The organism is Streptomyces sp. NPDC047880 (assembly GCF_040706515.1).
Lineage (GTDB): Bacteria > Actinomycetota > Actinomycetes > Streptomycetales > Streptomycetaceae > Streptomyces.
Genome location: NZ_JBEZOK010000010.1, coordinates 158,666 through 170,950 on the forward strand (window position 1 = coordinate 158,666; position 12,285 = coordinate 170,950).

The 12,285-nt window shown below is 72.6% G+C and carries 10 protein-coding genes; 3 read left to right on the top strand and 7 right to left on the bottom strand.

Translation table 11 applies throughout. The features are described from left to right. Positions 1 to 279: 279 nt before the first annotated feature. The 6 genes from AB0937_RS17810 to rsmI all read right to left on the bottom strand — a co-directional run bounded on the left by AB0937_RS17810 (position 280) and on the right by rsmI (position 6,378). Positions 280 to 1,200, bottom strand: a complete 921-nt coding sequence (locus AB0937_RS17810; RefSeq protein ID WP_366712717.1) for a 4-(cytidine 5'-diphospho)-2-C-methyl-D-erythritol kinase — start codon at positions 1,198 to 1,200, stop codon at positions 280 to 282. Then, on the bottom strand, positions 1,197 to 2,087 hold the full coding sequence (gene rsmA, locus AB0937_RS17815; RefSeq protein ID WP_366712718.1) for a 16S rRNA (adenine(1518)-N(6)/adenine(1519)-N(6))-dimethyltransferase RsmA: 891 nt from the start codon (positions 2,085 to 2,087) through the stop codon (positions 1,197 to 1,199). The genes AB0937_RS17810 and rsmA overlap by 4 nt, the downstream gene beginning before the upstream one ends. Positions 2,088 to 2,125: 38 nt before the next feature. After that, positions 2,126 to 3,619, bottom strand: a complete 1,494-nt coding sequence (locus AB0937_RS17820) for a ubiquitin-like domain-containing protein (RefSeq protein ID WP_366712843.1) — start codon at positions 3,617 to 3,619, stop codon at positions 2,126 to 2,128. A gap of 226 nt (positions 3,620 to 3,845) precedes the next feature. Further along, complete coding sequence (locus AB0937_RS17825; RefSeq protein WP_366712720.1) at positions 3,846 to 4,736, bottom strand: TatD family hydrolase; 891 nt, start codon at positions 4,734 to 4,736, stop codon at positions 3,846 to 3,848. Positions 4,737 to 4,814: 78 nt separating this feature from the next. Beyond that, positions 4,815 to 5,243 carry a hypothetical protein gene (locus AB0937_RS17830; RefSeq protein ID WP_366712722.1) on the bottom strand — a complete coding sequence of 143 codons (429 nt, stop codon included), beginning with the start codon at positions 5,241 to 5,243 and terminating at the stop codon, positions 4,815 to 4,817. A 286-nt stretch (positions 5,244 to 5,529) separates the two neighbouring features. Next, positions 5,530 to 6,378, bottom strand: a complete 849-nt coding sequence (gene rsmI / locus AB0937_RS17835) for a 16S rRNA (cytidine(1402)-2'-O)-methyltransferase (protein ID WP_366712723.1) — start codon at positions 6,376 to 6,378, stop codon at positions 5,530 to 5,532. A gap of 110 nt (positions 6,379 to 6,488) precedes the next feature. On the opposite strand from rsmI, the gene AB0937_RS17840 reads away from it, so the two are divergent. The 3 genes from AB0937_RS17840 to AB0937_RS17850 all read left to right on the top strand — a co-directional run bounded on the left by AB0937_RS17840 (position 6,489) and on the right by AB0937_RS17850 (position 11,765). After that, complete coding sequence (locus tag AB0937_RS17840) at positions 6,489 to 8,237, top strand: phospholipid carrier-dependent glycosyltransferase (protein ID WP_366712725.1); 1,749 nt, start codon at positions 6,489 to 6,491, stop codon at positions 8,235 to 8,237. A 125-nt stretch (positions 8,238 to 8,362) separates the two neighbouring features. Next, positions 8,363 to 9,994, top strand: a complete 1,632-nt coding sequence (locus tag AB0937_RS17845) for a penicillin-binding transpeptidase domain-containing protein (RefSeq protein WP_366712727.1) — start codon at positions 8,363 to 8,365, stop codon at positions 9,992 to 9,994. 103 nt (positions 9,995 to 10,097) lie between these two features. After that, entirely contained in the window at positions 10,098 to 11,765 is a 1,668-nt protein-coding gene (locus AB0937_RS17850; protein WP_366712728.1) for a penicillin-binding transpeptidase domain-containing protein, read from the top strand. A 62-nt stretch (positions 11,766 to 11,827) separates the two neighbouring features. On the opposite strand, the gene AB0937_RS17855 is transcribed toward AB0937_RS17850, so the two are convergent. Continuing rightward, positions 11,828 to 12,193: an SsgA family sporulation/cell division regulator gene (locus AB0937_RS17855; protein WP_366712730.1), complete on the bottom strand. Its 366-nt coding sequence runs from the start codon at positions 12,191 to 12,193 to the stop codon at positions 11,828 to 11,830. Positions 12,194 to 12,285 lie beyond the last annotated feature (92 nt).

The window sequence follows — 12,285 nt, forward strand, 5'->3', positions numbered from 1 at the left end:
CCGCCGAGGCAGGGGATCAACGCCCGGGGCCCGACGCCAGGGAGCACGAGGTCGACGTTCGACGACGGCCGCCGAGGCGCACGGTGCCCCGGGGCCGACACCGGGGGCACGTGATGAACGCGCGAGAGCCGCCGCCGAGGCAGGGGATCAACGCCCGGGGCCCGACGCCGGGGAGCACGAGGTCGACGTTCGACGACGGCCGCCGAGGCACACGGTTGCCCCGGGGCCGACACCGGGCGCACGAGGTCGACGTTCGACGATGGTCGCCGAGGCGCACGGTCAGCGTCCGGGGACCGTCTCCGAGGCGTCGACGATCGTCGCGCCGGGGGCCGGGCCCGACGCCGTGCGCACCGTCCGGCACGTTCCCGACGCCAGCAGGGCCTGCGCCACCGCGGCCGCCGCCTCCGGGCCCCGGACCAGGAAGGCGGTGGTCGGGCCGGAACCCGAGACGAGTGCGGTGAGGGCACCGGCGGCCCGGCCCGCGGCCAGGGTGCCGGCCAGTTCCGGGAAGAGGGAGAGGGCCGCGGGCTGGAGGTCGTTGGAGACGGCGGCGGCGAGCGCGTCCGGGTCGCCCTTGGCGAGGGCGGCGAGGAGTTCCCCGGAGGCGACGGGTTCGGGGATGTCCGTGCCTTCGCCGAGCCGGTCGAACTCGCGGAACACCGCCGGGGTGGACAGGCCCCGCCCGGCCATCGCGAACACCCAGTGGAAGGTGCCGCCGACCTCCAGGGGCGTCAGCTGCTCACCCCGCCCGATACCGAGGGCGGCCCCGCCGGCCAGGCTGAACGGCACGTCGCTGCCCAGCTCCGCGCAGATGCCGAGCAGTTCGTCCCGGGAGGCGCCGGTCCCCCACAGGGCGTCGCAGGCCACCAGGGCTCCGGCGCCGTCCGCGCTGCCGCCGGCCATGCCGCCGGCGACGGGGATGTCCTTGGCGATGTGGATGTGGACGCCGGGGCTGAGTCCGTACCGTGCGGCGAGCGCCTCGGCGGCCCGCGCCGCCAGGTTCGTACGGTCCAGGGGGACCTGGTCGGCGTCCGGGCCCTCGCAGGTGACGCGCAGCTCGTCGGCCGGGGTGACGGTGATCTCGTCGTAGAGGCCGACCGCGAGGAAGACGTTGGCGAGGTCGTGGTAGCCGTCGGGGCGGGCGGCGCCGACCCCCAGCTGGACGTTGACCTTGGCCGGGACGCGGACCGTGACGCTCACGCGGTCTCCTTCTCCTGGTGCCGGTTCGCCTTGTGCTCGGCGATACGCGCGAACTCTTCCACGGTCAGCGACTCGCCCCGGGCCTGCGGCGAGACCCCGGCGGCGAGCAGGGCCTCCTCGGCGGCGGCGGCCGATCCGGCCCAGCCGGAGAGCGCGGCCCGCAGCGTCTTGCGGCGCTGGGCGAACGCCGCGTCGACGACGGCGAACACCTCCCGCTTCGAGGCCGCCGTCTTCAGCGGCTCGCTCCGGCGGACCAGGGAGACCAGGCCGCTGTCGACGTTGGGCGCGGGCCAGAACACGTTCCGCCCGATGGCACCGGCCCGTTTCACCTCGGCGTACCAGTTGGCCTTGACCGAGGGGACGCCGTAGACCTTCGAGCCGGGCGGGGCGGCGAGCCGGTCGGCGACCTCCGCCTGGACCATGACGAGGGTGCGTTCGATGGTCGGGAAGGTGTCCAGCATGTGCAGCAGCACGGGGACGGCGACGTTGTAGGGGAGGTTGGCGACCAGCGCGGTCGGGGCGGGCCCCGGCAGCTCGGTGACGTGCATGGCGTCCGAGTGGACCAGGGCGAACCGGTCGGCGCGCTCCGGCATGCGGGCCGTGACGGTCGCGGGCAGCGCGCCGGCCAGCACGTCGTCGATCTCCACCGCCGTGACCCGGTCGGCGGCCTCCAGCAGCGCGAGGGTGAGCGACCCGAGCCCCGGGCCGACCTCGACGACCACGTCGTCGGGGCGGACCTGTGCGGTGCGGACGATACGGCGGACGGTGTTCGCGTCGATCACGAAGTTCTGTCCGCGTTGCTTGGTCGGGCGTACGCCGAGGGCTGCCGCGAGTTCGCGGACGTCGGCGGGGCCCAGGAGGGCGTCAGGGGTGGGGCTGCTGGTCACGGGGACAAGGGTACGGGGGGTTCGCGAGCCGGGGTCCGCTACCCGTGCAGCCGTTCCCCGCAGTGCGGCCACGGGCTGGTGCCCCGGCGCACGTAGAGCTTCTTCGCCCGGTACGTCTGCTCCGCCGCCGGGGCGTCCTGGGGGCGGCCACGGCCGCCGAGGGACTGCCAGGTGCGGGTGTCGAACTGGTAGAGGCCGCCGTAGGTGCCCGAGGAGTCGACCGCGTCGGGCCGTCCGCCGGACTCGCAGGCCGCGAGGCCCTGCCAGTCGAGGTGGTCGGCGCCCCGCACGGACGCGGGGCGCGGCTTGGTGCCGACCTTCACGATCTGCGGGCGCGGCTCGCGCACCACCTCGGACCTGATCCGGCGCGGCTTCTGCCGGACGCCGTTGACCGTGCGCAGGGAGAAGGTGATCCGGCGCAGGCCCGGCTCGCCCGCCCGCTCCACCACCTCGGTGCCGCGGAACAGGGCCGGGTCCTCCGTCCACCGCACCTGGAACGGGATCTGCTCCTCGCGGACCTCCTTGCCGCCGGTGATGCGCAGCACCGTGACGGTCTGCCCGTCACGCGGGAAGCTGCCCTGCGGGACCGAGGTGGTGTCCTGGCCGCGCAGGGTGATCCCGGCCTCCTCCACGGCCTCCCGAACGGTCGCCGCGTTGGTGCGTACCGTGCGGGCGCGGCCGTCCGCCATGATCGTGACCGTGCGCTCGGTCCGCACGTCCAGCGCGAGCCCCTCGCGTCCGATGTGCCGCGAGCGCGAGGTGGACACGTACGCGCCCTCCTGGCGCACACCGAGCTGCCGCAGCGCTCCCTCCACCGTGTGGGCGGTCGTCCACACCTCACGCCGGTGTCCGTCGAGGGTGAGCCGCACGGGGCGGGCGTAGTGCACGGCGATCTCGTCGCCGCTGCTGATCCGCGTGCCGGGGCCGGGCGCGACCACGTCCTGGGAGCCGATCTCGACGTCCTCCTCCGCCAGCAGCTCGGTGACGTCGTCGGCGAAGGTGTGCAGGGTGCGGGCCTCGCCGTCGACGTTGAGCTCGATCGCCTTGTCCTCGGCGACGAACGCCGTGGTGCCGCCGGCCAGGAAGGCGACGACGAGGGCCTGCGGGAGCAGCCGTCGCATGGGACTGTCCGGGCGCTCGGCGTAGCGCGCCTTGCGTCGGTGCGCGGACCTGCGGTGCGAGCCGGTGCGCGCCGCGGCAGGCGACCCGGCGCGCAGGCCCGGGCCGGGCTCGGGGTGCCCCACGGGCCGGGCGGCGGGGGCGGACCCGCCGTGGAGGGCGCCCTGCCGGGGCAGTGCGGGCAGGGTCGGCGCCTCGTAGGCGGGCCGGTAGGTGTCCTCGTAGGCGCCGGGCGGCGCGGGCGTCCCGTAGGCGAGGGTCTCGGCGCTGTGCAGATCTGCCGGCGACACGTCGAACCCGCCGTACACCGGGCCGGCGGCGCAGGCGGGGCCGTACGCGGCATAGGCCTCGTACGACCCGTACGCGGCATACGCCTCGTACGCCGCCTCGTACGTCTCGCACGCCTTGTGCATCTCGTATGTCTCGTACGGCTCGTACGGCTCGTACGGCTCGTACATTTCGTACGGCTCGTACGTCTCGTACCGGGAGTTGCTCACGCCGACGCGCTCCAGGGGCCGGAGGGGGTCCAGAGGGGTCCGGATCGGGCCCCCAGAACCTAGCGGAGCGGTCGTCACTCTCCAAAGCGACGCGACTACGCACAGTCGTACGGTGAGGGTGGGCGGTGGGCGACCGGGCGGGTCAGTAGCCGAACGCGCGTGCCGTGTTGGCGCCGAGGGCCGTGGCCAGCGTGTCCTCGTCGACGCCCCGCACCTCGGCCATGGCCCGCACCGTGATCGGCACGAGGTAGGGGGCGTTGGGCCGCCCTCGGTAGGGAGCGGGGGTGAGGAAGGGCGCGTCCGTCTCCACGAGGAGGAGCTCCGGCGGGGCCACCGCCACCGCGTCCCGCAGGCTCTGGGCGTTCTTGAAGGTGACGTTGCCGGCGAAGGACATGAAGTAGCCGGCGCTCGCGCAGATCTCGGCCATCTCGGCGTCGCCGGAGTAGCAGTGGAAGACGGTCCGCTCGGGGGCGCCCTCCTCCTTCAGCACCCGCAGGACGTCGGCGTGGGCCTCGCGGTCGTGGATGACCAGGGCCTTGCCGTGCCGCTTGGCGATCTCGATGTGGGCACGGAAGGACCGCTCCTGCGCCTCTTTGCCCTCGGGCCCGGTGCGGAAGTAGTCGAGGCCGGTCTCGCCGACGCCCTTGACCTGCGGCAACGCCGCGAGCCGGTCGATCTCGGCGAGTGCCTCGTCCAGGGCGGCCGGCCCGCCGGGTTCGCGGGCGCCCTGCCGCGACCACCCGTCGGGGTCGCCGTGCACGATGCGGGGGGCCTCGTTCGGGTGCAGGGCGACCGTCGCGTGGACGGCGTCGTGCGCGGCTGCCGTCTCCGCGGCCCACCGCGAGCCCTTGAGGTCGCAGCCGACCTGCACGACCGTCGTCACGCCGACCGACGCCGCCTTCGCCAGCGCCTGCTCGACCGTGCCGGACTGCATGTCCAGATGGGTGTGGGAGTCGGCCACCGGCACCCGCAGGGGCTCCGGAAGGGGCGGGGCCGCGTTCTTGTCCTGGCGGCCGGAGGCGTTCGAAGGCATGCCCCGATCCTACGAAAGGGGTACGCCCTCCCCCGTGGGGAGGACCGGGGAGGGCGTCGCCAAGGGGAACCGGACAGGTCAGCTCGCCTTGCGCTGGAAGGGGTGCAGCAGATCGGACAGGTGCCAGTGGTGGGGTCCGCGCTGCTCCTGGTCGGCCGTCGTCCCGGCCCCGGCGTCCGTGGTGGGCGCCGCCACGGGCCCGGCCGGCGGCGGCACGCGCCGGGGCCGGTGGGCCGCGTCGCGTGCCGAGGCGACCCGCCCGGGCCGCATGATCCGCACGACGTGGCTGTCGCAGTTGTGGCACTCGGGCCTGCTCAGCGGGGAGGGCACCACCTTGCCGTCCGCGACGTAGAGGACGAATTCGTGCCCCGCGGCGTCCGTGTGGTGCTCTATCTCGTACGACTGCTCCCAGCCGTGCCCGCACCGCATGCAGGCGAAGGAGTAGGACTCGTTGACGACTGCGGTCGCACCGGCGCGGAGCCCGGTCTGCCCTGCGATCTCACTCATGCCAGCTCCTATGGTCCGCTGTGGCGTGAGGACGATTCCGTCCCCGCAACCCAGTGGACTCCTCGGGCGGACCGATGGCAGCCGACCTGTCGACTGTTGGCGCCGATTTGAGCGTCCCTTGCCCCTGCACCCCTCGCGCTTTGCTCACGCATGGGGCGCACGCTCAAACGAAATGCGCCCTGCTCAGAGAGTGTTCAGCGCCCCTTCAGGTGCGCGGGGAACGGGCGATCAACCCCATACGACCCGCGCCCCGCGAAGCCACTCCGGCCCCCGCCCCGCACCCGGCTCACCCACCGGCATTCTTCGCAGCGACCACGGCATCGAAGACGACCCGCTTCGGCACCCCGGCCTCCACCGCCACCGCGGCGATCGCCTCCTTGCGCCGCTCCCCCGCCTCCTCCCGCACCCGGACCCGCCGCACCAGTTCCTCCGGGCCGACCTCCTCGGTCCCCTTCTCCGGCGCTCCCTCCACCACGACGGTGATCTCCCCGCGGACGCCTTCCGCGGCCCACGCGGCCAGCTCCCCGAGCCCGCCCCGCCGGACCTCCTCGTACGTCTTGGTCAGCTCCCGGCACACCGCCGCCCGCCGCTCGGCCCCGAACACCTCCGCCATGGCCGACAGCGTGTCGTCGAGCCGGTGGGGGGCCTCGAAGTAGACGAGCGTCCGCCGCTCGCCGGCGACCTCCCGCAGCCGCCCCAGCCGCTCCCCCGCCTTGCGCGGCAGGAACCCCTCGAAGCAGAACCGGTCGACGGGCAGCCCGGACAGCGCGAGCGCGGTGAGCACCGCGGACGGCCCGGGCACGGCGGTGACCCGCACGTCCCTCTCGACCGCGGCGGCGACCAGCCGGTACCCCGGGTCGGAGACCGACGGCATGCCCGCGTCCGTGACGAGCAGCACCCGCGCCCCGCCCACCAGCTCCTCCACCAGTTCCGGTGTCCGGGCGGACTCGTTGCCCTCGAAGTACGACACCACCCGGCCCTTCGGCGTGACGCCGAGCGCCTGGGTCAGCCGGCGCAACCGCCGCGTGTCCTCGGCGGCGACGACGTCGGCTCCGGCCAGTTCCTCGGCGAGCCGGGGCGGGGCGTCCGCGATGTCGCCGATGGGGGTGCCTGCGAGTACGAGGGTTCCGATCACGCCCCCATCCTCCCAGGGGCGGCGGGTGCGGACTCCTCCCAGGGGCGGACGATGCGGACGCATACGGCCATGCACGGGACTCACACAGAACGGTTCCCTACGATGGCGCGGTGACCAGTACCGCATCCTCCACGGACACCCGTCAGGGCCGGACGCCGCTCGACCAGCGGCCGTCCTGGCAGCAGCGGCTGCGCCGCTTCGGCTACCAGGGGCAGCCCGCAAGCGACGCCCGCGACGTCCGTGACCGCCTGGTGCCGCCGTACACCGAGCCCTCCCCGCGCCTGTGGGCGACGCTCGGCGTACCGCACACGCTCGCGGTCCGGCTGGTGCGCTGGTCGGGCTGGATCGGGCCGCTGTTCGTGACCCTGCTGGCGGGGGTGCTGCGGTTCTGGAACCTGGGCAGCCCCAGGGCGGTGATATTCGACGAGACGTACTACGCCAAGGACGCGTGGGCGCTGGTCCACCGCGGGTTCGAGCTCAACTGGGACAAGAACGCCAACGACCTGATCCTGTCGTCGGGCGGCCACGTCACGCTGCCGTCGGACGCGGCGTACGTCGTGCACCCGCCGGTGGGCAAGTACGTCATCGGACTCGGCGAGCTGATGTTCGGGTTCGACCCCTTCGGCTGGCGGTTCATGACCGCGCTGCTCGGCACGCTGTCCGTGCTGCTGCTGTGCCGGATCGGCCGCCGGCTGTTCCGCTCCACCTTCCTCGGGTGTCTCGCGGGCGCGCTGATGGCGGTGGACGGGCTGCACTTCGTGATGAGCCGCACGGCGCTGCTCGACGGTGTGCTGATGTTCTTCGTGCTGGCCGCGTTCGGCTGTCTGCTGGTCGACCGGGACCGGGCCCGTGCGCGGCTCGCCGCGGCGCTGCCGCTGGACGAGGACGGCCGGGCCCGGCCCGACCGGCACACGGCCGAGACGGCCCGGCTGGGATGGCGCCCCTGGCGCTGGGCGGCGGGCCTGATGCTGGGCCTGGCCATCGGCACGAAGTGGAACGGCCTCTACATCCTGGCCGCGTTCTGCCTGATGGCGGTGTTGTGGGACGTCGGCTCGCGGCGGGTCGCCGGTGCGCGGCACCCGTACTCGACGGTCCTCAAGCGGGACACGGGCCTGGCGTTCCTCGCCACGGTCCCGGTCGCCCTGGTCACCTACCTGCTGTCCTGGACCGGCTGGATCCTCTCCGCGACGAACGGCTCCGGCGGCTACTACCGCAACTGGGCCACGAGCGGCGGCAAGGGCGGCGGCTGGTCGTTCCTGCCCGACTGGCTGCGCAGCCTGTGGCACTACGAGCACCAGGTGTACGAGTTCCACGTCGGCCTGTCGTCGCCGCACACGTACCAGTCCAACCCGTGGAGCTGGCTCGTCCTGGGCCGCCCGGTGTCGTACTTCTACGAGTCCCCGGCCCCCGGCAAGGACGGCTGCCCCGCCGACGCGGGCGAGAAGTGCGCCCGCGAGGTCCTCGCGCTCGGCACACCGCTGCTGTGGTGGGTCGCCTGCTTCGCGGTCCTCTACGTCCTGTGGCGCTGGTTCTTCCGCCGCGACTGGCGCGCCGGTGCCATCGCCTGCGGCATCGTGGCCGGATATCTGCCCTGGTTCATGTACCAGGAGCGCACGATCTTCTTCTTCTACGCCGTCGTCTTCCTGCCGTTCCTGTGCCTGGCGGTGGCGATGCTGCTCGGCGCGATCATCGGCCCGCCCCGCTCCACCGACACCCGCCGCGTCGCGGGCGCCACGGCAGCAGGCGTCCTGGTCCTCCTGATCACCTGGAACTTCATCTATTTCTGGCCGCTGTACACGGGGCAGGCCATCCCGATCGACGACTGGCGGTCGCGGATGTGGCTGGATACGTGGGTCTGAGGCGGTGTTCGGACAAAAATCGAAACGCCTGTCCCGTCGGTGATCGCTTGTGCATAGAGTGCTCCCGGGATCGAGCTTTCTGAACGCGTTCAAAGGAGCGCGGAAGGCTCAACGGGGAGGGCCCGATGGGCAAGGGGGTCAAGGCCGCCGTCATAGGCAGCGTGTTCGCGGTGATGGTGGGTGGGGCCGGGTACGGCGCCTTCAACATCGTGAGCGCGCTGAGCGGTGACGGGGGCGGCACGGACGGGGTCGCCGAGAAGCGGACGGGACCGCCCGGCGAGGACGAGGTCAAGGAGACCACGGCCGCTTTCTTCAAGGCCTGGCAGACGGGCGCGTCCGGGAAGGCCGCGTCGTACACCAACAACGACGCGGCCGCCGAGCGGCTGCTCTCCGCTTTCGCCGACGACGCGCACATCACCGACGTGAAGATCACGCCGGGCCCGGCGAAGGGCACGACCGTGCCGTACGCGGTGAAGGCGAAGGTGGCCTACGACGGGAAGTCCGAGCCGCTGAGCTACCGGAGCGAGCTGAAGGTCGTGCGCGGACTGACCACCGGGCGGGCGCTGGTCGACTGGCAGGCGTCCGTCGTGCACCCCGAGCTGCGCAAGAACGACACCCTCGTCACCGAGCAGTCGGCCAACCCGCCCATCGAGGCGGTGGGCCGCGACGGCTCCGAGCTGACGAAGGAGAAGTACCCCTCGCTCGGCCCGGTCCTGGACGCCCTGCGCGACAAGTACGGCGAGGAGGCCGGCGGCACCCCCGGGATCGAGCTGGTCGTCCGGCACGAGGGCGACGGCGCTCCCGACACCCCGCTGCTGACCCTCGCCAAGGGCAAGCCGGGCAAGCTCACCACCACGATCAGCCCGAGCGCGCAGGCGGCGGCCGAGAAGGCGGTCAAGCGGTTCGCCCAGTCGTCGGTGGTCGCCGTCAAGCCCAGCACCGGCGAGGTCCTGGCCGTGGCCAACAACCGCACGGACGGGTTCAACGCGGCCTTCGAGGGCCAGGCCGCCCCCGGCTCCACCATGAAGATCATCACCGCCGCGATGCTCATCGACAACGGCGTGACCTCGATGAACGGCCCGGCGCCCTGTCCCGACACCGCCGTGTGGCAGAGCCAGACGTTCAAGAACCTCACCGATATGAAACCCAACGAGAACGCCACCCTGGCCAACAGCTTCATGCGGTCCTGCAACACCGCCTTCATCAAGCTCATCGACGAGAAGCCGCTCACGGGCGCCTCGCTGGCCAAGGAGGCCGAGGACCGCTTCGGGCTGGGGCGGGACGACTGGAAGACCGGCGTCGTCTCCTTCGACGGCAGCGTGCCCGCGGTCGACGGCCCGGACCGGGCGGCGGGCGCCATCGGGCAGGGGCAGGTCCAGATGAGCCCGCTGAACATGGCCTCGGTCACCGCGACCGCCATCACCGGCACCTTCCGCCAGCCCTACCTGGTCTCGCCGAAGCTCGACGGCCGGAAGCTGGCGCAGGCCGAGGGCCTGCGGCCGAGTACCGCCGCCCAGCTCAAGCAGATGATGCGGCTCACGGCCACGCAGGGCACCGCGGCCACGGCCATGGAGGGACTCGGCGGGGACATCGGCGCCAAGACCGGTTCCGCCGAGGTCGACGGCAACGCCAAGTCCAACAGCTGGTTCACCGGCTTCCGCAACGACATCGCGGCGGCGGCCATGACCGAGGAGGGCGGCCACGGCGGCGACGCGGCCGGTCCGATTGTCGCAGCCGTGCTACGAACAGGTGGCTGATCTCACCTCCGGAGGACGGGACTCTAGGGTGGTGGCCGTCGTTGGGACATTGGGACAGCTGAGGGCGACGGGACCCTGGGGATTCGCGGAGGAAAGAACAGCAGTGGGCAACAGAAGGCGCGTCGCCGAGCGACGGAAGACGAGACCCGCCGTGATCGGCGGGATGATCGCCGTGGTCGTCGCGGGCGGCGGAGCCGGTGCCTACGCGCTGTTCGGCGGCGGTGCCGCCGCCGACGACGGGACCCGCGCGGCGGACCACAAGCCCAAGGTCAAGACCGGCCCGCTGTCGGCGACCGAGGTCACCGAGACCGCGCAGGCCTTCCTCACCGCCTGGCAGTCGGGCAAGGTCGCCCGGGCCGCCGCCGTCACCGACGACCCGGCGGCGGCGACGTCCCTGCTCACCTCCTACACCAAGGACGCCCGCATCAAGGACGTCGCCCTCACCTCGGGCATGCCCGAGGGCGACAAGGTCCCGTTCCACGCCCGCGCCACGGTGTCGTACGAGGACACCGAGAAGCCGCTGATGTACAGCAGCGCCCTGACGGTGGTGCGCCGTCCGAGCGACGGAAAGCCGCTGGTCGACTGGCACTCCGCCGTCGTCCACCCGGACCTGAAGGACGGCGACACCCTGGTCACCGGCGAGGCGGGCACACCCCCGGTCAAGGCCCTCGACCGGGACGGCGGCGAACTGACCAAGAAGAAGTACGCCTCCCTCGGCCCGGTCCTCGACGGACTCCGTGAGAAGTACGGCAAGGAGGCCGGCGGCAAGGCCGGCATCGAACTGCGGGTCGTGCGCGGCAAGGCCGCCAAAGCGAAGGACCTGTCCGACAAGACCCTGGTGGAGCTGAGCGAGGGCACGCCGGGCACGGTGAAGACCACGCTGGACCCGGCCCTGCAGGCGGCGGCCGAGCAGCAGGTCGCGAAGAAGGCCCGGTCGTCGGTGGTCCTGCTGCGGGTGTCGACCGGCGAGATCCTGGCCGCGGCCAACGCCTCCCCGGGCTTCAACACCGCCTTCCAGGGTTCCCTGGCCCCCGGCTCCACGATGAAGGTCATCACCTCGTCGCTGCTGCTCGAGAAGGGCCTGGCCTCGGCGGACAAGAAGCACCCGTGTCCGAAGTACTTCACGTACGGCCACTGGAAGTTCCAGAACGACGACAAGTTCGAGATCAAGAACGGCACCTTCAAGGCGAGCTTCGCCCGGTCCTGCAACACGGCCTTCATCAGCCAGGCCCCGAAGCTGAAGGACGACGACCTGGCGAAGGAGGCCCAGCAGGTGTTCGGCCTGGGGCTGAACAACTGGGCGATCGGCGTGCCCTCCTTCGACGGCGCGGTGCCGGTGCAGTCGGCGGCCCAGATGGGTGCCTCGCTGATCGGGCAGGGCGGGGTCCGTATGAACCCGCTGAACATGGCGTCGGTGTCGGCGACGGTCAAGTCCGGCACCTTCCACCAGCCCTACCTGGTCTCGCCGGACGTGGACGGACGCAAGCTGGCGAAGGCCTCGCGCACCCTGCCGGCGGGCACCCTGTCGCAGCTGCGGGAGCTGATGTCGTACACGGCCGCGTACGGCACGGCCGCCGAGGCGATGGCCGGGGTCGGCGGTGACGTCGGCGCGAAGACCGGGTCCGCCGAGGTCGACGGGCAGAAGAAGCCGAACGGCTGGTTCACGGCCTACCGGGGCGACCTGGCTGCCGCCGGCGTGGTCCAGCAGGGCGGGCACGGCGGCTCGACGGCGGGCCCGATCGTGGCGGCCCTGCTGAAGGCGGGCGGCTGAACGGGTGCCGAGACCGGTGGCCGAGACCGTAGCCGCCGGTAGCCGAGGCCGAGGTCAGGGGCTCAGTGGGTGACGGGTTCCGCGGCGGCCGTGTAGGTCCGCCGCAGGAACCGCAGCAACGCCTGCCGTTCGAACTGCACCACCGACACGCCCTGCGCGGAGTGGAACTCCACGACGACCTGCACCCGGCCGCACGGCCACACCCGCACCTCGCCGCTCCCGGCGGGGGCTCGCAGCCCCTCCTCCAGCAGCTCGCGGCCGAAGGTCCACTCGCCTGCCCCGGCCCCGGGCAGCGCCATGCGCACCTTGCGGGGGTCGTGGTCGGGGTCGTAGCGCAGTCTGACCGGAACCGCCTCCAGCTCGTCGACGAGGGGGACGGCCGCGTCCGAGACGATGTGGGCTCGCGCGTACTGCTCGACTACGGACATCGGACGGCCCCTTCACCGTGCGTGATCCGAGTGGAAATGCTGCGTCCACTCCCCCTCCAATGTCGCACATTTTCCGGATTGCGCCCGAGGAG